This is a genomic window from Citrobacter pasteurii (assembly GCF_019047765.1).
GTDB classification, from domain to species: Bacteria; Pseudomonadota; Gammaproteobacteria; order Enterobacterales; family Enterobacteriaceae; genus Citrobacter; species Citrobacter pasteurii.
In genome coordinates, this window is the sequence record NZ_CP077262.1 from 567,063 (window position 1) to 588,694 (window position 21,632).

Annotated in this window: 19 protein-coding genes; 15 read left to right on the plus strand and 4 right to left on the minus strand. The window is 53.9% G+C overall.

Going from position 1 to position 21,632, the window contains the following annotated elements:
- Positions 1 to 2 precede the first annotated feature (2 nt).
- The 6 genes from livF (at position 3) to ugpQ (ending at position 5,969) form a co-directional block, all read left to right on the plus strand.
- Positions 3 to 716: a high-affinity branched-chain amino acid ABC transporter ATP-binding protein LivF gene (gene livF / locus I6L54_RS02760; protein WP_137378492.1), complete on the plus strand. Its 714-nt coding sequence runs from the start codon at positions 3 to 5 to the stop codon at positions 714 to 716.
- Between the two features lie 294 nt (positions 717 to 1,010).
- Positions 1,011 to 2,327, plus strand: coding sequence for a sn-glycerol-3-phosphate ABC transporter substrate-binding protein UgpB (gene ugpB / locus I6L54_RS02765; protein WP_040231703.1), 1,317 nt, complete (start codon positions 1,011 to 1,013; stop codon positions 2,325 to 2,327).
- Positions 2,328 to 2,427: 100 nt separating this feature from the next.
- The gene (gene ugpA / locus I6L54_RS02770) at positions 2,428 to 3,315 is read left to right on the plus strand and encodes a sn-glycerol-3-phosphate ABC transporter permease UgpA (protein ID WP_003837841.1); all 888 of its coding nucleotides are present in this window, start codon (positions 2,428 to 2,430) and stop codon (positions 3,313 to 3,315) included.
- Complete coding sequence (gene ugpE / locus I6L54_RS02775; RefSeq protein WP_003023450.1) at positions 3,312 to 4,157, plus strand: sn-glycerol-3-phosphate ABC transporter permease UgpE; 846 nt, start codon at positions 3,312 to 3,314, stop codon at positions 4,155 to 4,157. Before ugpA ends, ugpE begins: the two co-directional genes overlap by 4 nt.
- A gap of 1 nt (position 4,158) precedes the next feature.
- Positions 4,159 to 5,229: a sn-glycerol-3-phosphate import ATP-binding protein UgpC gene (locus tag I6L54_RS02780; RefSeq protein WP_005121595.1), complete on the plus strand. Its 1,071-nt coding sequence runs from the start codon at positions 4,159 to 4,161 to the stop codon at positions 5,227 to 5,229.
- The gene (gene ugpQ / locus I6L54_RS02785) at positions 5,226 to 5,969 is read left to right on the plus strand and encodes a glycerophosphodiester phosphodiesterase (RefSeq protein WP_040231704.1); all 744 of its coding nucleotides are present in this window, start codon (positions 5,226 to 5,228) and stop codon (positions 5,967 to 5,969) included. Before I6L54_RS02780 ends, ugpQ begins: the two co-directional genes overlap by 4 nt.
- Here ugpQ and I6L54_RS02790 read toward each other — a convergent pair.
- A complete protein-coding gene (locus I6L54_RS02790) occupies positions 5,966 to 6,409 on the minus strand; it encodes a DUF2756 family protein (RefSeq protein WP_005121597.1) in 444 nt (147 codons plus the stop codon). The genes ugpQ and I6L54_RS02790 overlap by 4 nt on opposite strands.
- A gap of 117 nt (positions 6,410 to 6,526) precedes the next feature.
- Between I6L54_RS02790 and ggt the strand changes: the two genes are divergently transcribed.
- Entirely contained in the window at positions 6,527 to 8,272 is a 1,746-nt protein-coding gene (gene ggt, locus I6L54_RS02795; RefSeq protein WP_005121598.1) for a gamma-glutamyltransferase, read from the plus strand.
- 67 nt (positions 8,273 to 8,339) lie between these two features.
- Here the strand turns inward: ggt and yhhY are convergent, their stop codons facing one another.
- Complete coding sequence (yhhY, locus tag I6L54_RS02800) at positions 8,340 to 8,828, minus strand: N-acetyltransferase (protein WP_005121599.1); 489 nt, start codon at positions 8,826 to 8,828, stop codon at positions 8,340 to 8,342.
- 476 nt (positions 8,829 to 9,304) lie between these two features.
- Here yhhY and I6L54_RS02805 point away from each other — a divergent pair, with 476 nt between their 5' ends.
- The 5 genes from I6L54_RS02805 to gntU all read left to right on the plus strand — a co-directional run bounded on the left by I6L54_RS02805 (position 9,305) and on the right by gntU (position 14,298).
- Positions 9,305 to 10,342: an oxidoreductase gene (locus tag I6L54_RS02805; RefSeq protein ID WP_005121601.1), complete on the plus strand. Its 1,038-nt coding sequence runs from the start codon at positions 9,305 to 9,307 to the stop codon at positions 10,340 to 10,342.
- A 123-nt stretch (positions 10,343 to 10,465) separates the two neighbouring features.
- Complete coding sequence (yhhW, locus tag I6L54_RS02810) at positions 10,466 to 11,161, plus strand: quercetin 2,3-dioxygenase (protein ID WP_005121602.1); 696 nt, start codon at positions 10,466 to 10,468, stop codon at positions 11,159 to 11,161.
- A gap of 129 nt (positions 11,162 to 11,290) precedes the next feature.
- Positions 11,291 to 12,286, plus strand: coding sequence for a gluconate operon transcriptional repressor GntR (gntR, locus tag I6L54_RS02815; RefSeq protein WP_038634949.1), 996 nt, complete (start codon positions 11,291 to 11,293; stop codon positions 12,284 to 12,286).
- Between the two features lie 141 nt (positions 12,287 to 12,427).
- On the plus strand, positions 12,428 to 12,958 hold the full coding sequence (gene gntK, locus I6L54_RS02820) for a gluconokinase (protein WP_040231708.1): 531 nt from the start codon (positions 12,428 to 12,430) through the stop codon (positions 12,956 to 12,958).
- Positions 12,958 to 14,298, plus strand: coding sequence for a gluconate transporter (gntU, locus tag I6L54_RS02825; protein ID WP_005121605.1), 1,341 nt, complete (start codon positions 12,958 to 12,960; stop codon positions 14,296 to 14,298). The genes gntK and gntU overlap by 1 nt, the downstream gene beginning before the upstream one ends.
- 95 nt (positions 14,299 to 14,393) lie before the next feature.
- On the opposite strand, the gene I6L54_RS02830 is transcribed toward gntU, so the two are convergent.
- Positions 14,394 to 14,840, minus strand: a complete 447-nt coding sequence (locus I6L54_RS02830) for a hypothetical protein (protein ID WP_040231710.1) — start codon at positions 14,838 to 14,840, stop codon at positions 14,394 to 14,396.
- Between the two features lie 456 nt (positions 14,841 to 15,296).
- The gene (gene yhgN / locus I6L54_RS02835) at positions 15,297 to 15,890 is read right to left on the minus strand and encodes an NAAT family transporter YhgN (RefSeq protein ID WP_040231712.1); all 594 of its coding nucleotides are present in this window, start codon (positions 15,888 to 15,890) and stop codon (positions 15,297 to 15,299) included.
- Positions 15,891 to 16,081: 191 nt separating this feature from the next.
- On the opposite strand from yhgN, the gene asd reads away from it, so the two are divergent.
- The 3 genes from asd (at position 16,082) to glgX (ending at position 21,621) form a co-directional block, all read left to right on the plus strand.
- The gene (gene asd / locus I6L54_RS02840; protein WP_040231713.1) at positions 16,082 to 17,188 is read left to right on the plus strand and encodes an aspartate-semialdehyde dehydrogenase; all 1,107 of its coding nucleotides are present in this window, start codon (positions 16,082 to 16,084) and stop codon (positions 17,186 to 17,188) included.
- A 273-nt stretch (positions 17,189 to 17,461) separates the two neighbouring features.
- Positions 17,462 to 19,645 (plus strand): 1,4-alpha-glucan branching enzyme, encoded by a 2,184-nt coding sequence (glgB, locus tag I6L54_RS02845; RefSeq protein WP_040231714.1) that lies wholly within the window; start codon positions 17,462 to 17,464, stop codon positions 19,643 to 19,645.
- Positions 19,645 to 21,621: a glycogen debranching protein GlgX gene (gene glgX / locus I6L54_RS02850; protein WP_040231715.1), complete on the plus strand. Its 1,977-nt coding sequence runs from the start codon at positions 19,645 to 19,647 to the stop codon at positions 21,619 to 21,621. Before glgB ends, glgX begins: the two co-directional genes overlap by 1 nt.
- Positions 21,622 to 21,632 lie beyond the last annotated feature (11 nt).

Here is a 21,632-nt window from a genome sequence, read left to right on the forward strand (position 1 = left end):
AGATGGAAAAAGTCATGTTGTCTTTTGACAACGTCAACGCCCACTACGGCAAGATCCAGGCGCTGCACGACGTCAGCTTGTATATCAACCAGGGTGAAATCGTGACGCTTATTGGTGCCAACGGCGCGGGAAAAACCACGCTGCTCGGAACGCTGTGTGGCGATCCTCGGGCAACAAGTGGGCGTATTGTCTTTGATGGTAAAGATATTACCGACTGGCAGACGGCAAAAATCATGCGTGAAGCAGTGGCGATTGTCCCGGAAGGGCGTCGCGTGTTTTCCCGTATGACGGTAGAAGAGAACCTGGCGATGGGGGGCTTTTTTGCCGAGAAAGACCAGTTTCAGAAACGCATCAAGTGGGTGTATGACCTGTTTCCACGTCTGCATGAGCGTCGTATCCAGCGTGCGGGAACCATGTCTGGTGGTGAGCAGCAGATGCTGGCGATTGGCCGGGCTTTGATGAGCCAGCCGAGGCTGCTACTGCTTGATGAACCGTCGCTGGGTCTGGCGCCGATCATTATCCAGCAGATCTTTAACACCATTGAGCAATTGCGCGAGCAGGGGATGACGATTTTCCTCGTCGAACAAAACGCCAACCAGGCACTGAAACTCGCTGACCGTGGGTACGTGCTGGAAAACGGCCACGTGGTGCTGGAAGATACCGGTGATGCATTGCTGGCTAACGAAGCGGTGCGTAGTGCGTATCTGGGCGGTTAACTCTCAGCCACCTTGCCGGATGGCGGTGTAAACACCTTATCCGGCCTATACATACTGTAGGCCGGATACGATGCGTGAGCACCGCTATCCGGCGTATCACCCAAATAGCCTGTACGTGTCTCAGCTCCCACTTTCCCTTCTTGCAATCGTCACTGCCTTGCCATCTCTCTGTCGCCTTACTATCTTTTTTTTGTAATAAAAAAGTTATTTTTCTGTCATTCGAGCATGTCATGTTACCCCCGCGAGCATAAAACGCGTGATATCGCGCATCCGGCACAACAAGAGAGATAACCGATGATATCGTTACGACATACAGCTTTAGGACTGGCGCTTAGCCTGGCGTTTGCAGGTCAGGCACTGGCGGTCACCACCATCCCATTCTGGCACTCAATGGAAGGCGAACTGGGTAAAGAGGTTGATTCTTTGGCGCAACGTTTTAATGCCGCCAATCCCGACTACAAAATTGTTCCGCAGTACAAAGGCAACTACGAGCAGAGCCTGAGCGCAGGTATTGCCGCCTTCCGTACCGGAAACGCGCCTGCGCTGCTGCAGGTTTATGAAGTGGGTACGGCAACGATGATGGCCTCGAAGGCCATTAAACCGGTCTATGAAGTATTTAAAGAGGCTGGCATTAACTTCGATGAGTCTCAGTTCGTACCGACGGTTTCCGGTTACTACACCGACTCTAAAAGCGGACATTTACTCTCCCAGCCTTTTAACAGCTCCACCCCGGTGCTGTACTACAACAAAGATGCCTTCAAAAAAGCCGGTTTAGACCCTGAGCAACCGCCGAAAACCTGGCAGGATCTGGCGGAATACACCGCGAAGCTGAAAGCCGCAGGTATGAAGTGCGGGTATGCCAGCGGCTGGCAGGGCTGGATCCAGATTGAAAACTTCAGCGCCTGGAACGGATTACCAGTCGCGACTAAAAATAACGGTTTTGACGGTACTGATGCAGTACTGGAGTTCAACAAGCCGGAACAGGTGAAGCATATCGCGCTGCTGGAAGAGCTGAATAAAAAGGGCGATTTCAGCTACTTCGGGCGTAAAGATGAGTCGACCGAGAAGTTCTACAACGGGGATTGCGCCATTACCACCGCGTCTTCCGGTTCTCTGGCTGACATCCGCCACTACGCGAAATTCAACTATGGCGTCGGGATGATGCCGTACGATGCCGATGTGAAGGGCGCGCCGCAGAACGCCATTATCGGTGGAGCCAGTCTGTGGGTGATGCAGGGTAAAGACAAAGCCACCTACGAAGGCGTGGCGGAGTTCCTCAACTTCCTGGCGAAACCTGAAATTGCTGCCGAATGGCATCAGAAAACAGGTTATCTGCCGATCACCACCGCCGCCTACGATTTGACCCGCGAGCAGGGTTTCTATGAGAAGAACCCGGGGGCTGATATCGCTACGCGTCAAATGCTCAACAAGCCGCCGTTGCCGTACACCAAAGGGCTGCGTCTGGGCAATATGCCGCAGATCCGTACCATTGTGGATGAAGAGCTGGAAAGCGTCTGGACCGGGAAGAAAACCCCGCAGCAGGCGCTGGATGCCGCCGTTGAGCGTGGCAATCAGTTACTGCGCCGCTTTGAGCAATCGACCAAATCGTAATGTGAAATGCCGGGTGACGGCTGCGCCTTACCCGGCCTACAAATGCGCGTAGGCCGGATAAGCGTAGCGCCATCCGGCGCTGTTCAGGAATCAAATCTCCATGTCTTCATCCCGTCCGGTGTTCCGCTCGCGCTGGCTTCCCTATTTACTGGTGGCCCCGCAGCTGGTTATCACCGTTATTTTCTTTATCTGGCCCGCCGGTGAAGCACTGTGGTATTCGCTACAAAGCGTTGATCCGTTTGGTCTTTCCAGCCAGTTTGTCGGACTGGAAAACTTTGTCGCACTGTTCCATGACCCGTACTACCTCGACTCATTCTGGACCACCATTAAGTTCAGTACGTTAGTCACGGTAAGCGGTCTGCTGGTGTCGTTATTTTTTGCGGCGTTGGTGAATTACGTGGTGCGCGGCAGCCGTTTTTACCAAACGCTGATGCTGTTGCCTTACGCCGTTGCGCCCGCCGTTGCCGCCGTATTGTGGATCTTCCTGTTTAACCCCGGGCGCGGGCTGATCACCCATTTTCTCGGTGAATTTGGCTATGACTGGAACCATGCGCAAAACAGCGGTCAGGCGATGTTCCTGGTGGTGTTTGCGTCGGTCTGGAAGCAGATTAGTTACAACTTCCTGTTCTTCTTTGCCGCACTGCAGTCGATTCCTCGCTCGCTGATCGAAGCCGCCGCGATTGATGGTGCGGGGCCGGTTCGCCGCTTCTTTAAACTGGCGCTACCGCTCATTGCCCCGGTGAGCTTCTTCCTGCTGGTGGTGAACCTGGTGTATGCCTTCTTTGACACCTTCCCGGTGATTGATGCTGCCACTGCGGGCGGGCCGGTACAGGCGACGACGACGCTGATTTATAAGATCTACCGCGAAGGTTTTGTCGGACTGGATCTTGCTTCTTCCGCTGCACAATCGGTGGTGTTGATGTTCCTGGTCATTATTTTGACGGTGGTGCAGTTCCGCTATGTGGAAAGTAAGGTGCGTTACCAATGATTGAGAACCGTCGTGGGCTGACAATATTCAGCCATGCCATGTTGATTATGGGAATCATGGTGATCCTGTTTCCGTTGTACGTCGCGTTTGTCGCGGCGACGCTGGACAATAAAGCGGTGTTTGAGACGCCGATGACTCTGGTTCCCGGCACACAACTGCTGGAAAACATGAAATACATCTGGGTCAACGGCGTAGGCGTGAATAGCGCACCGTTCTGGTTGATGATGCTCAACAGTTTCATCATGGCGTTCAGCATTACGGTAGGGAAAATTACCGTCTCTATGCTCTCCGCATTCGCCATCGTCTGGTTCCGCTTTCCGCTGCGCAACCTGTTCTTCTGGATGATTTTTATCACCCTGATGCTACCGGTTGAGGTGCGTATTTTCCCGACGGTAGAAGTGATCGCCAACCTGAAGATGCTCGACAGCTATGCGGGGCTGACGCTGCCGTTGATGGCATCTGCGACAGCGACTTTCCTGTTCCGTCAGTTCTTTATGACCCTGCCGGATGAACTGGTTGAGGCGGCGCGTATTGACGGCGCGTCACCGATGCGTTTTTTCCGCGATATCGTACTACCGCTGTCAAAAACCAATCTGGCGGCGTTGTTCGTGATCACCTTTATCTACGGCTGGAACCAGTATCTGTGGCCGTTGTTAATTATTACCGACGTCAATTTGGGCACTGCGGTGGCGGGTATCAAAGGCATGATTGCCACCGGTGAAGGCACCACGCAGTGGAACCAGGTAATGGCAGCCATGCTGCTGACGCTCATCCCTCCGGTAATCATCGTGTTAGCCATGCAGCGCGCGTTTGTGCGTGGTTTAGTGGACAGTGAGAAATAAAATGGCTGGTTTAAAACTACAGGCAGTAACCAAAAGCTGGGACGGCAAAACCCAGGTGATTAAACCGCTGACGCTGGACGTTGCGGACGGGGAATTTATTGTGATGGTTGGGCCATCCGGTTGCGGTAAATCTACGCTGCTGCGGATGGTGGCCGGGCTTGAACGGGTGAGCGGTGGCGATATCTGGATTGATAATAAGCGCGTCACCGAGATGGAACCGAAAGATCGCGGTATTGCGATGGTCTTCCAGAACTACGCGTTGTACCCGCATATGAGCGTGGAAGAAAATATGGCCTGGGGACTGAAAATCCGCGGGATGGGCAAGGAGCATATTGCTGAGCGGGTGAAAGAGGCGGCGCGTATTCTTGAGCTGGATGGCCTGCTTAAACGCCGTCCACGCGAGCTTTCTGGCGGCCAGCGCCAGCGTGTGGCCATGGGGCGGGCGATTGTCCGCGACCCGGCGGTATTCCTGTTCGATGAGCCGCTTTCTAACCTTGATGCCAAGCTGCGCGTACAGATGCGTCTGGAGTTACAACATCTGCATCGCCGACTGAAAACCACCTCGCTGTACGTGACGCACGATCAGGTTGAAGCGATGACCCTCGCCCAACGGGTAATGGTGATGAACAAAGGCATTGCCGAGCAAATCGGTACCCCGGTTGAGGTGTATGAAAAACCCGCCAGCCGCTTTGTGGCGAGTTTTATCGGCAGCCCGGCGATGAATCTGCTGGATGGTCGCATCAGCGCCTCGGGTACGCATTTTGAGTTGGGCGATGGCATGTCGTTACCTATAGGGAAAAGCGTCGGGGAGTGTATTGGGCGTAACATGACGCTGGGTATCCGCCCGGAGCATATTGCGCTAAGCTCGCAGGCCGAAGGTGGCGTGCCGCTGGTCGTCGACACGCTGGAAATGCTGGGTGCGGATAATCTGGCACATGGACGTTGGGGTGAGCAAAAGCTGGTGGTGCGACTGGCGCATCAGCATCGCCCGACGGCAGGCAGCACGCTGTGGCTGCATCTGCCAGAAAATCATCTGCATCTTTTTGATGGCGAAACAGGACAACGTGTATGAGTAACTGGCCTTACCCCCATATTGTCGCCCATCGTGGCGGCGGTAAGCTGGCACCGGAAAACACCCTGGCGGCAATCGACATGGGAGCGCGATACGGTCACACCATGATTGAGTTTGACGCTAAATTGTCGAAAGACGGTGAGATCTTCTTGCTGCATGACGACAACCTGGAGCGCACCAGCAACGGCTGGGGCGTGGCTGGCGAATTGAACTGGCAGGATTTATTGCGTGTGGATGCCGGGGGCTGGTTTAGCGGTGAGTTTAAAGGCGAACCGCTGCCGCTGCTCTCGCAAGTCGCTGAGCGCTGCCGCCAGCATGGCATGATGGCGAATATTGAAATCAAACCGACCACGGGAACCGGGGCGCTGACCGGGAAAGCCGTGGCGCTGGCCGCGCGTGAACTGTGGTCGGGAATGACGTCGCCGCTACTGTCATCTTTTGAAATTGATGCGCTTGAAGCGGCGCAGCAGTCGGTGCCTGAGCTGCCGAGAGGTTTGCTGCTGGATGAATGGCGCGAGGACTGGCGTGAGCTGACCACGCGGCTTGGCTGCGTCTCTATTCATCTTAATCATAAGCTGCTGGATGAAGCGCGCGTGGATGCGTTGCGCGATGCGGGGCTGCGGATTCTGGTGTATACCGTCAACCGACCCCAGCGCGCGGCAGAACTGCTACGCTGGGGGGTAGACTGCATCTGTACCGATGCCATTGATGTCATCGGGCCGGATTTCCAGCCCTGTTAAGGTCCAAGCGTTTTTAACGGAACGTTAGGTTGCGGCGTGCTGGAGGGCTTCAGCATGTCGCCATTCTTTTTTTCCGGCAGCATCTGTTGCTGTTTATTCAGCGAGTTGTCCGGGTTATGCGTTCCGTTTAACATCCCGCCATTGCTGTTGGGCAGCATTTGCTGCTGGCCGGAATTCAACTCACCTGGCTGAGACTGACGTACTCGCTGGGAATTGGCGTTGATTTGGTTTTCCATATGCTGTTGCTGCATGCGTGTCTGCGTTTGCAACTGCTGGTTGAGCATCCCTTTCTGTTGAATTTGCTGCGTTTGCATTTGTGTTTGCATACGCTGTTGACTCGGGATCTGATAACCGGGTTGATTCGGGTTATTCATGGTGTTGATGGGCTGTGCAAAGCCTGCAAACGGCAATAGCATGGCTAAAAGTAAGAGTCGTTTCATCGCTTTTCTCCTCTCGGGGATCGCTTAAGTTTACTCCTTTCTCACCGTTACGATGATTATTTCAGAGTTATGCACCAGGCTTAGTGGGGGCCGACCCCATAAATCTGGAGAATAACGATGATAAAACCGACGTTTTTACGCCGGGTAGCCATTGCTGCTCTGCTCTCAGGAAGTTGTTTTAGCGTGGCTGCTGCACCGGCTGCGCCACCGCCGGTATCCTACGGTGTTGAAGAAGATGTGTTCCATCCTGTGCGTGCGCAGCAGGGGATGGTGGCTTCCGTGGATGCGCTGGCCACGCAGGTTGGGGTGGATATTCTGAAACAGGGCGGGAATGCCGTTGATGCCGCTGTAGCCGTTGGCTACGCGCTGGCGGTGACGCATCCGCAGGCGGGCAATCTGGGCGGCGGTGGGTTTATGCTACTGCGTACCAAAGACGGTAACGCCACGGCGATTGATTTTCGTGAAATGGCGCCAGCTGGCGCGACTCGCGATATGTTCCTTGATGAGCAGGGCAACGCTGATGCGAAAAAGTCGCTGACATCGCATCTGGCATCCGGTACGCCGGGTACGGTGGCGGGTTTCTCGCTGGCGCTGGAGAAATACGGCACGATGCCGCTGAACAAAGTCGTGCGCCCGGCAATGAAGCTGGCGGAAGAAGGCTTTGTGGTTAACGATGCGCTGGCTGACGATCTGAAAACCTATGGCAGCGAAGTGCTCCCTAATCACGAGAACAGCAAAGCCATTTTCTGGAAAGACGGCGAGCCGCTGAAAAAGGGCGACAAGCTGGTGCAAACGAACCTGGCGAAAAGCCTCGAGATTATTGCCGAAAATGGCCCGGATGCGTTTTATAAAGGGGCGATTGCCGATCAGATAGCTGGGGAAATGCAGAAAAACGGCGGGTTGATGACCAAAGAGGATTTAGCCAGCTATAAAGCCGTGGAGCGTACGCCGATTAGCGGCGACTATCGCGGGTATCAAGTCTTCTCGATGCCACCGCCGTCCTCTGGCGGTATTCACATCGTGCAGATCCTCAATATTCTCGAAAACTTTGATATGAAGAAGTACGGGTTTGGCAGCGCCGATGCCATGCAGATAATGGCTGAAGCAGAAAAATATGCTTACGCCGACCGCTCGGAGTATCTGGGCGACCCGGATTTTGTGAAAGTGCCATGGCAGGCGCTGACCAACAAAGCTTATGCCAAATCGCTTGCCGATCAGATTGATATCAACAAGGCCAGGCCTTCCAGCCAAATCAAGCCTGGCAAACTTGCTCCCTATGAAAGTAACCAGACTACTCACTTCTCGGTGGTAGATAAAGACGGGAATGCCGTGGCAGTGACCTATACCCTGAATACCACCTTCGGAACCGGCATTGTGGCGGGTAACACCGGCATTCTGCTCAATAATGAGATGGATGATTTCTCCGCCAAGCCGGGTGTGCCGAACGTTTACGGGCTGGTGGGCGGCGATGCTAACGCTGTTGGGCCGAAGAAGCGCCCACTGTCGTCGATGTCGCCGACTATTGTGGTAAAAGACGGGAAAACCTGGCTGGTTACCGGTAGCCCTGGCGGGAGCCGAATTATCACTACCGTGCTGCAAATGGTAGTCAACAGCATTGATTTTGGCATGAATGTCGCTGAAGCGACCAACGCGCCGCGCTTCCATCATCAATGGTTGCCCGATGAACTGCGCGTTGAGAAAGGGTTTAGCCCGGACACCATTAAGCTGCTGGAGCAGAAAGGGCAGAAAGTCGCGCTGAAGGAAGCGATGGGTAGCACACAGAGCATTATGGTAGGACCGGATGGCGCACTGTATGGCGCATCCGACCCGCGTTCCGTGGATGATTTAACTGCAGGATATTGATGGTATTGCCGGGTCTGCCGTTGATGCAGGCCCGGCGAGTGCTTCCTGGCGGTTGGTTTCTTACCCGTTATTTCACGCGCGCCATAAAGTACGCATCCACGTACTCGCCGTTGCGCAGGCCGTATTTCTTACCTGTCCCTTCGATCTCAAAGCCATGCTTTTTATAGACCGCAACCGCAGGTTCGTTATCAACAAACACCGTTAATTCGATACGGTCGACGCGTAGCCAGTTGTCGCACATGTCGATCATCGTACGGAGAAGCGCGCTGGCAACGCCGCGATTCTGCCAGCGGGCATCAACGCAGATACCAAAATCGGCGACATGGCTGCGGCGGGGGCGCTGAGCAACGTCGATGCAGAGATGTCCGACGACGATATTATCAATGCACGCGACCAGTTGTTTGATTCCGACCCGTTCGGTTAGTCGCTCTTGCCACATCTCCATGGAAGGATGAGGAACCTGTAGCGTGTTGTGATACACCTCCGGCTGGGCATGGATCTGACGAATGGCGTCGTAATCTTTAGGTTCAGCGTGGCGAATCACTATCTCACTCATTCCTTATCTCCTTCAGGGTTAATTGAGTCTTTACCCTCGCTGAGAAAGAAAATTCCGTCAACTGCATTTTTTTGCAAAAAGAAGTAGACAAGTGCGAATGAGAATGATTATTATTGCTCTGCGTTCAGGGGAACCCCTACGGAGAACCTGAAAGCACGACATTGCTCACATTGCTTCCAGTATTACTTTAGCCAGCTTTTGCTGGCTTTTTTTTTGAGGCTGGGTTTCGGGCTAGTTTGCTTGTCAGCTTAATCCCGGGCTGTGCTCGCAATCCTCACGTACTCTGTGTACGCTCCGGTTGCTGCGCGCAGGCCGTGAATAATCTGCCTGCGCCACTGACGCCCGAGCTTGAGCTTGAGGCATCTGCTTTGTAGGCCGGATAAGGCAACGCCGCATCCGGCACGATGACAGGATGGATTCAGTCTCCAGCCGCTTTGCGCTATGGTGTAGATAATCATCTTCAAAAGGATTGTCTCATGACCTTACACTGCGCATTTATTGGTTTTGGTAAAAGTACCACTCGCTACCATTTACCTTACGTCCTCAACCGCAAAGACAGCTGGCATGTCGCACATATTTTCCGCCGCAACGCGAAACCGGAAGAGCAGGCACCGCAGTATTCGCATATTCACTTCACCAGTGACCTCGACGAGATCTTAAACGATCCGCAGGTGAAGTTAGTGATCGTTTGTACTCATGCTGACAGCCATTTTGACTACGCCAAACGTGCGCTGGAGGCGGGTAAAAACGTGTTGGTTGAGAAACCGTTCACGCCGACGCTGGCAGAAGCAAAAGTGCTGTTCGAACTGGCGCAAAGCAAAGGGCTGACCGTTACGCCATATCAGAATCGTCGTTTTGACTCCTGCTTCCTCACCGCTAAAAAGGCGATTGCGAGCGGCAAACTCGGCGAAATTGTTGAGGTTGAAAGCCATTTCGATTACTACCGTCCGGTGGCGGAAACTAAGCCGGGACTGCCGCAGGACGGCGCGTTTTATGGCCTGGGCGTACACACCATGGATCAGATTATCTCGCTGTTCGGACGCCCCGATCATGTGGCCTATGACATCCGCAGCCTGCGTAATAAAGCGAACCCGGACGATACCTTTGAAGCACAGCTGTTTTACGGCGACCTGAAAGCCATTGTTAAAACCAGTCATCTGGTGAAAATCGACTATCCGAAATTTATCGTTCACGGCACCAAAGGCTCGTTTGTGAAGTACGGCATCGATCAGCAGGAAACCAGCCTGAAGGCCAATATCATGCCGGGTGAGCCAGGTTTCGCTGCTGACGATTCCATCGGGGTACTGGAGTATGTCAACGATGACGGCCTGACGGTAAAAGAAGAGATGAAACCGGAAGTCGGGGACTATGGTCGCGTCTATGATGCGCTATACCAGACGCTGACCGCCGGTACGCCTAATTACGTCAAGGAATCTGAAGTTCTTACCAACCTGGAACTTCTCGAACGCGCCTTTGAACAGGCGTCTCCGGCGACGATAACCCTCGCTAAATAGCTTGCACAGACTCCTCTGGGCTTGTTCATATTTTTTGAACAGAGGAGTCAATTTTCACCCTCTATGATCCCGGGCGGATTGAGTCCACACTTACTCCATCGAAAACATCTGGGGGTGAACACAATGATCTATTTACGCAAAGCTAATGACCGCGGTCATGCGAATCATGGCTGGCTCGATTCCTGGCATACCTTCTCTTTTGCCAACTACTATGACCCGAATTTTATGGGGTTCTCGGCACTGCGCGTGATTAACGATGACGTGATCGACGCAGGTCAGGGCTTTGGTACTCATCCCCATAAAGACATGGAAATTCTGACCTACGTGCTGGAAGGCGCGGTGGAACATCAGGACAGCATGGGCAACAAAGAGCAGGTTCCTGCCGGTGAGTTCCAGATTATGAGCGCCGGGACGGGGATCCGTCACTCGGAGTACAACCCGAGCAATACTGAGAAGCTGCATCTGTATCAGATCTGGATTATGCCGCAGGAAAATGGCATTACGCCGCGTTACGAGCAACGTCGTTTCGATGCTGTTCAGGGTAAACAACTGGTGCTGTCGCCGGATGCCCGCGATGGTTCGCTGAAAGTGTACCAGGATATGGAGCTGTACCGTTGGGCGTTGCTTAAAGATGAGCAGTCGGTACATCAGATTGCCGCTGAACGTCGCGTCTGGATCCAGGTCGTTAAAGGCAACGTCACCATTAACGGAACCAAAGCGACCACCAGCGATGGTCTGGCAATCTGGGATGAGCAGGCTATTTCTATTCATGCCGACAGCGACAGCGAAGTGTTACTGTTTGACCTGCCGCCTGTATAACGTGCTGTAACCTGATGTAGGCCGGATAAGACGCGAAAGCGTTGCCATCCGGCTTTTCATCGTTTGTCATTAATTCCGTGCGTCCGTGGTAAACTGGGGGAATCTATCCCTTTTTAACGCTTCAGGACGATGAAAAAGAAAAGACCCGTACTTCAGGATGTAGCCGACCGCGTGGGCGTGACCAAAATGACGGTCAGCCGCTTTTTGCGTAATCCGGAGCAGGTCTCCGTGGCGCTGCGGGGCAAAATTGCCGCTGCACTTGATGAGCTGGGTTATATTCCCAATCGCGCTCCTGATATCCTTTCTAACGCCACCAGCCGTGCTATCGGCGTCCTGTTACCCTCTCTCACCAACCAGGTTTTTGCTGAAGTGTTACGCGGCATTGAGGCCGTTACCGACGCCCATGGGTATCAGACCATGCTGGCGCACTACGGCTATAAGCCCGAGATGGAGCAGGAGCGTCTGGAATCGATGCTGTCGTGGAATATTGATGGCTTGATCCTCACCGAACGTAGCCACACGCCTCGTACCCTGAAAATGATTGAGGTTGCTGGTATCCCGGTGGTTGAACTGATGGACAGCCAGTCCCCGTGTCTGGATATCGCCGTCGGTTTTGACAACTTCGAAGCCGCGCGCCAAATGACCGCGGCGATCATTGCCCGCGGGCACCGTCATGTTGCCTATCTTGGCGCACGTCTTGATGAACGTACTATCATCAAACAGAGGGGCTACGAGCAGGCAATGCGCGATGCCAACCTGGTGCCGTACAGCGTGATGGTAGAGCAGTCTTCTTCTTACTCATCCGGTATTGAACTCATCCGTCAGGCGCGGCGTGAATACCCGCAGCTTGATGGCGTCTTCTGTACCAACGATGACCTGGCGGTAGGGGCGGCCTTTGAATGCCAGCGTTTAGGGCTGAGAATTCCTGACGATATGGCGATTGCCGGATTCCACGGTCACGACATCGGACAGGTGATGGAGCCGCGTCTGGCGAGCGTGCTCACGCCGCGTGAACGCATGGGCAGCATTGGCGCAGAACGCCTGCTGGCGCGCATCCGTGGTGAAGCAGTCACACCTAAAATGTTAGATTTAGGTTTCACCTTGTCACCGGGCGGATCTATTTAAGCCAACAAGTTTGAAGTAGCTCACACTTATACACTTCGGGCACGAATGGATATTGCTTCTCTATTTATCCGGCTGGACAATGTTACCGATAACAGTTACCCGTAACAATTTCCAGATTCTTGTACCAGTGGGGGCAACGCTTTGAGCACGACTAATCATGATCACCACGTTTACGTTCTGATGGGCGTATCGGGCAGCGGTAAATCTGCTGTCGCAAGCCTTGTGGCGCATCAACTGCAGGCCGCGTTTCTTGATGGCGATTTTCTCCATCCGCGCAGCAACATCATGAAAATGGCTTCCGGTGAGCCACTCAACGATGATGACCGTAAACCGTGGTTACAGGCGCTGAACGACGCCGCCTTTGCGATGCAGCGTACCAACAAGGTTTCGCTGATCGTCTGTTCCGCTCTGAAAAAAGTCTATCGCGACCAGCTGCGCGACGGTAACCCGAACCTCTCTTTCATCTATCTGAAAGGGGATTTTGACGTTATCGAAAGCCGCCTGAAAGCGCGTAAAGGCCACTTCTTCAAAACGCAGATGCTGGTGACCCAGTTTGAAGCGCTGGAAGAACCAGGTGCGAATGAAAACGATGTACTGGTGGTCGATATCGATCAACCACTGGACGGTGTGGTCGCCAGCACCATTGAGGTTATTAACCAGGGCAGTAAGTAGTGAGTACATTAACGCTTGTTTTAACAGCAGTAGGGTCCGTTTTATTACTGCTGTTTTTAGTGATGAAGGCGCGTATGCACGCCTTCCTTGCTTTGATGGTGGTGTCTATTGGTGCAGGTCTCTTTTCCGGTATGCCGCTCGATAAAATCGCTGCGACCATGGAAAAAGGGATGGGAGGCACGCTCGGTTTCCTGGCGATTGTTGTGGCGCTGGGGGCGATGTTCGGCAAGATTTTGCATGAGACCGGTGCAGTCGATCAAATTGCCGTCAAAATGCTGAAATCCTTCGGCCACAGCCGCGCACATTACGCGATTGGCCTGGCCGGTCTGATTTGCGCGCTGCCGCTGTTCTTTGAAGTGGCGATTGTGCTGCTGATAAGTGTCGCATTCTCGATGGCGCGTCACACCGGTACCAACCTGGTTAAATTAGTCATTCCGCTGTTTGCGGGTGTGGCGGCGGCGGCGGCGTTTCTCCTGCCGGGGCCTGCGCCAATGCTGCTGGCTTCACAGATGCACGCTGACTTTGGCTGGATGATCCTGATTGGCCTGTGTGCCGCGATTCCGGGCATGATTATCGCCGGGCCGCTGTGGGGTAATTTCATCAGCCGTTACGTTGAGCTGAACATTCCTGATGACATTACCGAGCCGCATCTGGGCGAAGGTAAAATGCCGTCCTTCGGCTTTAGCTTGTCGCTGATCCTGCTGCCACTGGTATTGGTTGGTCTGAAAACTATCGCCGCGCGCTTTGTGCCGGTCGGTTCTACAACCTATGAATGGTTCGAGTTTATCGGTCACCCGTTTACCGCGATTCTGGTAGCGTGTCTGGTGGCAATTTACGGTCTGGCGATTCGCCAGGGTATGCCAAAAGACAAAGTGATGGAGATCTGCGGTCACGCGCTGCAGCCCGCGGGGATTATTCTGCTGGTGATTGGTGCCGGTGGTGTATTCAAGCAGGTGCTGGTTGATTCCGGCGTCGGTCCGGCGCTGGGCGAAGCGTTAACCGGAATGGGTCTGCCTATTGCCATTACCTGCTTCGTGCTGGCGGCGGCGGTGCGTATCATTCAGGGTTCTGCGACCGTGGCGTGCTTAACGGCGGTTGGTCTGGTGATGCCGGTGATTGAACAGCTGAACTTCTCCGGCGCACAGATGGCGGCATTGTCTATTTGTATCGCGGGCGGCTCTATCGTGGTAAGCCACGTTAACGATGCCGGTTTCTGGTTGTTCGGTAAATTTACCGGTGCGACCGAAGCGCAAACGCTGAAGACCTGGACGATGATGGAAACCATCCTCGGCACAGTCGGCGCAATTGTCGGTATGATTGCCTTCCAGCTGCTGAGCTGAATCTTGTTGCCCGGTGGCGCTTGCGCTTACCGGGCCTGGAAACGAGCACACATCCACATCGTAGGCCGGGTAAGCGCAAGCGTCACCCGGCTTTTTTACAGCACGACTACCCCTTCTTCTGTTTTCAGCCAGCGCGGCGCTTTTAGCGTATCAGCGAAATAGTCCACCAAATCCTGTAGCAAATCACCCGCCACTCGCTCCATATCATCAGAAAGCGTTTTGCTCATCAGCAAATGCGTCAAAAGCTGGCAGTAACGCCCCATCTGGTCGGGCTCAGGCTCGAAAAGGGGAAAACGGGTCGGGAATGTTTCTACCGTCAGACTGGCCTGCAGATGCTGCGGTACAGGCTCCGTTAAGGTCGGTTGCAATAATGCGAGACAGGCCGACAAACGTGCACAAATCGCCAGTTTTTCAACCGGGTCATGGCATTCAACCAGTCCTTCGACAAAACGCTCGCAGTTATCCGCCAGTTCGGTGAAGTCCGTGGCATGGCTAAAGGGCAGGGTAAATAAAGAGTGTGAAAAGAGAGGGGGAGTCGCCATAGGGCAGCCTCCAGTATGTTTTATTTAAACCACCACCGGAGAGGCTAATCTCGCGGGTGGCGGAATCGAGCGGAGTTAGCCTTACCGGTCATACTGGATACCGGCGCGTCTTGCGACGTCTCCGCTCGACCCGCCATTGAGACGAAATCGGTCGCACGACATAGAAGTATATGTCGCCAGTATGATTTTCAGAAGGCTAATTCTGACACCTGATTTTGCAGGTGCAGCGAGAAGATAAGGCTTATCCACGATGCTGACAAGAGGGCATTCCGGAAGGCGCTTCGCAGAAATGAAAATACGTTTTTTCAGGGGATTAGATGATTGAGGTGTTTCTCATAAACACATTCACGGCGCTGATTGCCCGGTGGCGCTATGCTTACCGGGCATACAAATGAGCACACATCCACATCGTAGGCCGGGTAAGGCGAAGCCGCCACCCGGCGTGAAACGAGTACATCACCCCTTCATCCACATCCGTACGCCATCGAGGAACATCTGGGTGGCCATCATCACCAGAATCAGCCCCATCAGGCGCTCCAGCGCGTTCACCCCTTTCTCCCCCAGCAGGCGTAAAAACAGCGACGACTGCAACAGAATCACAAACGTACCGCCCCAGGCGATCAGCAGCGCAATCACCAGATGCCCCATCTGATTAGGGTATTGATGCGACAACAGCATTAATGAAGCCAGGATTGTTGGGCCTGCTACCAGCGGAATCGCCAGCGGTACGATAAACGGCTCTTCGCCTGCCGGAAGTCCGGTGCTATTCCCGGTGGCGCTGGGGAAAATCATCTTAATGGCGATCAGGAACAAAATGATGCCCCCGGAGATCGACACGGTTTCCGCGCGCAGGTTAAGAAATGCCAGAATTTTCTCGCCCGCAAACAGAAATATCAGCATCACCAACAGCGCAATAAACAGCTCGCGAATCATAATCGCGCGGCGGCGTCTTGGTTCGGTATGTTTTAATACGGACATGAAAATGGGCAAATTTCCGAGCGGATCCATAATCAGGATCAACAAAACTGCCGCTGAAATGATTTCATTCATAACTCAAATTCCCTGATAATTACCACGGACTTTCTGCTTGCTTGCGCAGCGGGATAAGTCGCATTACTGATGGCTTCGCTATCATTGATTAATTTCACTTGCGACTTTGGCTGCTTTTTGTATGGTGAAGGATAGGCCAGTAGGATACTGGTTAGCATACACAGCACACATCTCTGCAGGAAAAAAACGCTATGAAAAATGTTGGTTTTATCGGCTGGCGCGGTATGGTCGGCTCTGTTCTCATGCAACGCATGGTTGAAGAGCGCGACTTTGACGCCATTCGCCCTGTTTTCTTTTCTACTTCCCAGCTCGGGCAGGCGGCACCGACGTTCGGTGGATCCGCGACCGGCACGCTTCAGGACGCTTATGATCTGGACGCGCTAAAGGCGCTCGATATCATCGTGACCTGTCAGGGCGGCGATTATACCAACGAAATCTATCCAAAGCTTCGTGAAAGCGGTTGGCAGGGTTACTGGATTGACGCGGCTTCTTCACTGCGCATGAAAGACGATGCCATCATCATTCTCGATCCGGTTAACCAGGATGTCATTACCGACGGTCTGAACAAAGGCATTAAGACTTTTGTCGGCGGTAACTGCACCGTTAGCCTGATGCTGATGTCGCTCGGCGGCCTGTTTGCCAATGATTTGGTTGACTGGGTATCCGTGGCAACATACCAGGCGGCTTCCGGCGGCGGCGCGCGCCATATGCGTGAACTGCTGTCGCAGATGGGGCATCTGTATAGCCATGTGGCCGATGAACTGGCGACGCCTTCCTCTGCTATCCTCGACATCGAGCGCAAAGTAACGACCCTGTCCCGCAGCGGTGAACTGCCGGTTGATAACTTTGGCGTACCGCTGGCCGGTAGCCTGATTCCGTGGATCGACAAACAGCTCGATAACGGCCAGAGCCGTGAAGAGTGGAAGGGGCAGGCGGAAACCAACAAAATTCTCAACACGTCTTCGGTGATCCCGGTTGATGGTTTGTGCGTGCGCGTCGGCGCGCTGCGCTGCCATAGCCAGGCGTTCACCATTAAACTGAAAAAAGATGTGTCTATTCCGACCGTGGAAGAACTGCTGGCGGCGCACAACCCGTGGGCGAAAGTGGTACCAAACGATCGTGAAATCACTATGCGTGAGTTAACCCCGGCGGCCGTTACCGGCACGTTGACCACGCCAGTAGGTCGTCTACGTAAGCTGAATATGGGACCGGAGTTCCTGTCAGCCTTTACCGTAGGTGACCAGCTGCTTTGGGGTGCTGCGGAGCCATTGCGCCGCATGTTACGTCAACTGGCGTAATGGTTTGTTAATGAATAAAGGGTGCTGAGTCGCCCTTTTTTTTGCGTAATACAGGAGTAAGCGCAGATGTTTCATTTTTTACCAGGAGTAAGATAAAGCATTGGCTATTCTTTAAGGGTGACTTAGTACCGGAGGTATTAAGTTGTTGCCTGAAGGTGGGACGACGCAGAGAGGATGCACAATTGTGCTGCGCCGTTCAGGTCAAAAAAAGTGTCACTACCTGATGTCGAAAATCAGTTGGAAGGGGTGACACCATAAAACAGGATGACAACCATGTCCGTTCGTATCGATAGAGACGTGATTAATGCGCTAATTGCAGGCCATTTTGCGGATCCTTTTTCCGTACTCGGTATGCACCAAACTGACGCTGGACTTGAAGTCCGCGCCCTATTACCTGACGCCACCGAAGTGTGGGTGATCGAACCAAAAACCGGACGTAAAGTCGGCAAGCTGGATTGCCTCGACTCTCGCGGTTTTTTTTGTGCAGTACTTCCCCGCCGTAAAAATTTCTTTCGCTATCAGTTGGCCGTTGTCTGGCATGGACAGCAGAATCTGATTGATGACCCTTATCGTTTTGGCCCGCTAATCCAGGATATGGATGCCTGGCTGTTATCTGAAGGTACGCACCTGCGACCTTACGAGACGCTGGGTGCGCATGCGGACACTATGGATGGCGTTACCGGCACGCGTTTCTCCGTCTGGGCGCCGAATGCACAGCGTGTTTCAGTCGTGGGACAGTTCAACTACTGGGATGGTCGACGCCACCCCATGCGCCTGCGTAAAGAGAGTGGTATCTGGGAGCTGTTTATCCCCGGAGCCCAGCAGGGGCAGCTGTATAAATACGAGATGATCGATGCGAACGGTAAGCTGCGTATTAAAGCCGACCCCTACGCGTTTGAAGCGCAAATGCGCCCGGAAACCGCATCGCTTATCTGTGGTTTGCCGGAAAAAGTGGTGCAAACTGAGGAGCGCAAAAGAGCTAACCAGTTTGATGCGCCAATCTCTATCTATGAAGTGCATCTGGGTTCATGGCGTCGTCATACCGATAACAACTTCTGGCTGAGCTATCGTGAGCTGGCGGATCAGTTGGTTCCCTACGCCAAGTGGATGGGCTTTACCCATCTTGAACTGCTGCCGATTAACGAACACCCGTTTGACGGCAGCTGGGGTTATCAGCCTACCGGCATGTACGCGCCGACCCGCCGTTTCGGCACGCGCGATGACTTCCGCTATTTTATCAATGCCGCCCATCAGGCGGGGCTGAACGTGATCCTCGACTGGGTTCCGGGCCATTTTCCGTCGGACGACTTTGGTCTGGCTCAGTTTGATGGCACCAGTTTGTATGAACACAGCGACCCGCGTGAAGGCTATCACCAGGACTGGAATACGCTGATCTACAACTATGGCCGTCGTGAAGTCAGCAACTATCTGGTGGGCAATGCCCTGTACTGGATTGAGCGCTTTGGTATCGATGCGTTGCGCGTGGATGCTGTGGCATCGATGATTTATCGCGACTACAGCCGTAAAGAAGGGGAATGGGTTCCGAACGAATTTGGTGGTCGCGAAAACCTCGAAGCCATTGAGTTCTTGCGCAATACCAACCGTATTCTTGGCGAACAGGTGCCTGGTGCGGTGAGCATGGCGGAAGAGTCCACCGACTTTGCCGGCGTCTCAAGACCGCAGGATATGGGTGGTTTAGGTTTCTGGTACAAGTGGAACCTGGGCTGGATGCACGACACGCTGGATTACATGAAACTGGACCCGGTTCATCGTCAGTATCACCACGATAAGCTGACCTTCGGCATGCTGTACAACTACACCGAAAACTTTGTTCTGCCACTGTCACACGATGAAGTCGTACACGGCAAGAAATCGATTCTCGACCGCATGCCGGGCGATGCGTGGCAGAAGTTTGCCAACCTGCGCGCCTACTACGGCTGGATGTGGGCCTTCCCAGGCAAGAAACTGCTGTTTATGGGCAATGAGTTTGCTCAGGGACGCGAATGGAACCACGACGCCAGCCTCGACTGGCACCTGCTGGAAGGCGGCGACAACTGGCACCACGGTGTACAGCGACTGGTCCGCGACCTGAACCACACCTATCGTCATCATAAAGCGTTGCATGAGCTGGATTTTGATGCCTATGGCTTTGAGTGGCTGGTGGTAGATGACAACGAACGGTCGGTGCTGATTTTTGTCCGTCGTGACAAGGTCGGTAATGAAATTATCGTCGCCAGTAACTTCACGCCAGTGCCGCGCCATGGCTACCGTTTTGGCATCAATCAACCGGGCAAATGGCGTGAAATCCTCAATACCGACTCGATGCACTACCACGGCAGCAATACCGGTAATGGTGGGGCAGTGCACAGTGATGAAATCGCCAGCCATGGTCGGCAGCACTCACTAAGCCTCACGTTGCCGCCGTTGGCAACGATTTGGCTGGTTCGGGAGGGGTAATGACGCAACTGGCAACCGGCAACGCCACACCCCATGGTGCAACGTATGACGGCCATGGCGTCAATTTCACCCTTTTCTCGGCCCATGCCGAACGCGTTGAGTTATGCGTATTTGATGAGCAAGGTTGCGAACACCGCTACGACCTGCCGGGGCGTAGCGGGGATATCTGGCACGGCTATCTGGCCAACGCCCGTCCCGGTCTGCGCTATGGCTATCGTGTACATGGCCCGTGGCAACCACAGCAGGGTCACCGGTTTAATCCGGCGAAACTGCTGCTCGACCCTTGCGCGCGTCGGGTAGAGGGCGAGTTAAAAGATAACCCGCTGCTACACGGCGGGCTAAATGAACCGGATCACCATGATAACGCCGCCATCGCCCTGAAAAGCGTGGTGGTGTCAGATCAGTATGACTGGGAAGACGATACCCCGCCACGCACGCCGTGGGGCAATACCGTGATTTACGAAGCGCATGTCAAAGGGCTGACGTATTTGCATCCTGACCTGCCGGAAGAGATTCGCGGGACTTACAAAGCGTTGGGTCATCCGGTGATGCTCGACTATTTCAAGCGTCTTGGCATTACCGCGCTGGAGCTGTTGCCCGTCGCGCATTTCGCCAACGAACCGCGTCTTCAGCGGCTGGGATTGTCGAACTACTGGGGGTACAACCCGGTAGCGATGTTTGCATTGCATCCGGCTTATGCCTGCTCGCCAGAGAGTGCGTTGGATGAGTTTCGTGATGCGGTAAAAGCACTGCATAAAGCGGGTATTGAGGTCATTCTCGATATCGTTTTGAACCACAGCGCCGAACTGGATCTTGAGGGGCCGGTCTTCTCGCTGCGCGGAATTGATAACCGTAGCTATTATTGGATTAGGGAAGATGGCGATTACTACAACTGGACCGGCTGTGGCAACACCCTCAATCTGAGCCATCCCGGCGTGGTGGAGTATGCCTGCGAATGCCTGCGTTATTGGGTTGAAACCTGCCACGTGGACGGCTTTCGTTTTGATTTAGCATCCGTCATGGGGCGTACGCCGGCGTTTCGTCAGGATGCGCCGCTGTTTACCGCGATCCAAAACTGTCCGCTGCTCTCTCGCGTCAAACTGATTGCGGAACCGTGGGATATTGGTGAAGGCGGATATCAGGTGGGTAATTTCCCACCGCCGTTTGCCGAGTGGAATGACCATTTTCGCGATGCAAGTCGACGCTTCTGGCTTCAGCGTAATCTGTCTTTAGGAGAGTTTGCCGGACGTTTCGCCGCATCCAGCGATGTGTTTAAACGCAATGGCCGCAAACCCAGCGCTTCCGTCAATCTGGTGACCGCGCATGACGGTTTTACGCTGCGCGACTGTGTGTGCTTCACAAATAAGCACAATGAAGCGAATGGTGAGGAAAATCGGGACGGCACTAGCAATAACTACAGCGACAATCATGGTAAAGAAGGATTAGGCGGCACGCTGGACCTGATTGAGCGGCGGCGCGACAGCATTCATGCGCTGTTAACCACGCTGTTGCTCTCCCAGGGGACGCCGATGTTGCTGGCGGGCGATGAGCATGGTCATAGCCAGCACGGCAACAATAACGCTTACTGTCAGGATAACGCCTTAACCTGGCTGGACTGGCAGCAGGCAAACAGTGGGCTAACCACATTTGCTGCGGCGCTGATTCATCTGCGTCAGCAAATACCCGCATTAACGGGTGATTGCTGGTGGGAAGAGGGCGATGGCAATGTTCGTTGGCTGAATAAGTACGCACAACCCTTAAGTGCGGATGAGTGGCAAAACGGCCCGAGGCAGATGCAAATCCAGCTTTCAGACCGTTTTCTGATTGCAATAAACGCCACGCTTGAGGTGACAGATATTGTTTTACCTGAAGGGGAATGGCACGCCATTCCCCCATTTGCCGGAGAGGATAATCCGGTGCTTACGGCTGTCTGGCAGGGACCTGCGCACGGACTGTGTGTGTTCCAGAGAAGATAAAAAGGAGTTAG

Coding starts and splice junctions, on each gene's coding strand:
- gntR (WP_038634949.1), top strand. CDS start 11,291: ATGAAAAAGAAAAGACCCGTACTTCAGGATGTAGCCGACCGCGTGGGC.
- ugpA (WP_003837841.1), top strand. CDS start 2,428: ATGTCTTCATCCCGTCCGGTGTTCCGCTCGCGCTGGCTTCCCTATTTA.
- I6L54_RS02780 (WP_005121595.1), top strand. CDS start 4,159: ATGGCTGGTTTAAAACTACAGGCAGTAACCAAAAGCTGGGACGGCAAA.
- I6L54_RS02790 (WP_005121597.1), bottom strand. CDS start 6,409: ATGAAACGACTCTTACTTTTAGCCATGCTATTGCCGTTTGCAGGCTTT.
- glgX (WP_040231715.1), top strand. CDS start 19,645: ATGACGCAACTGGCAACCGGCAACGCCACACCCCATGGTGCAACGTAT.
- glgB (WP_040231714.1), top strand. CDS start 17,462: ATGTCCGTTCGTATCGATAGAGACGTGATTAATGCGCTAATTGCAGGC.
- asd (WP_040231713.1), top strand. CDS start 16,082: ATGAAAAATGTTGGTTTTATCGGCTGGCGCGGTATGGTCGGCTCTGTT.
- ugpQ (WP_040231704.1), top strand. CDS start 5,226: ATGAGTAACTGGCCTTACCCCCATATTGTCGCCCATCGTGGCGGCGGT.
- yhhW (WP_005121602.1), top strand. CDS start 10,466: ATGATCTATTTACGCAAAGCTAATGACCGCGGTCATGCGAATCATGGC.
- ugpB (WP_040231703.1), top strand. CDS start 1,011: ATGATATCGTTACGACATACAGCTTTAGGACTGGCGCTTAGCCTGGCG.
- ggt (WP_005121598.1), top strand. CDS start 6,527: ATGATAAAACCGACGTTTTTACGCCGGGTAGCCATTGCTGCTCTGCTC.
- yhhY (WP_005121599.1), bottom strand. CDS start 8,828: ATGAGTGAGATAGTGATTCGCCACGCTGAACCTAAAGATTACGACGCC.
- I6L54_RS02830 (WP_040231710.1), bottom strand. CDS start 14,840: ATGGCGACTCCCCCTCTCTTTTCACACTCTTTATTTACCCTGCCCTTT.
- yhgN (WP_040231712.1), bottom strand. CDS start 15,890: ATGAATGAAATCATTTCAGCGGCAGTTTTGTTGATCCTGATTATGGAT.
- ugpE (WP_003023450.1), top strand. CDS start 3,312: ATGATTGAGAACCGTCGTGGGCTGACAATATTCAGCCATGCCATGTTG.
- I6L54_RS02805 (WP_005121601.1), top strand. CDS start 9,305: ATGACCTTACACTGCGCATTTATTGGTTTTGGTAAAAGTACCACTCGC.
- livF (WP_137378492.1), top strand. CDS start 3: ATGGAAAAAGTCATGTTGTCTTTTGACAACGTCAACGCCCACTACGGC.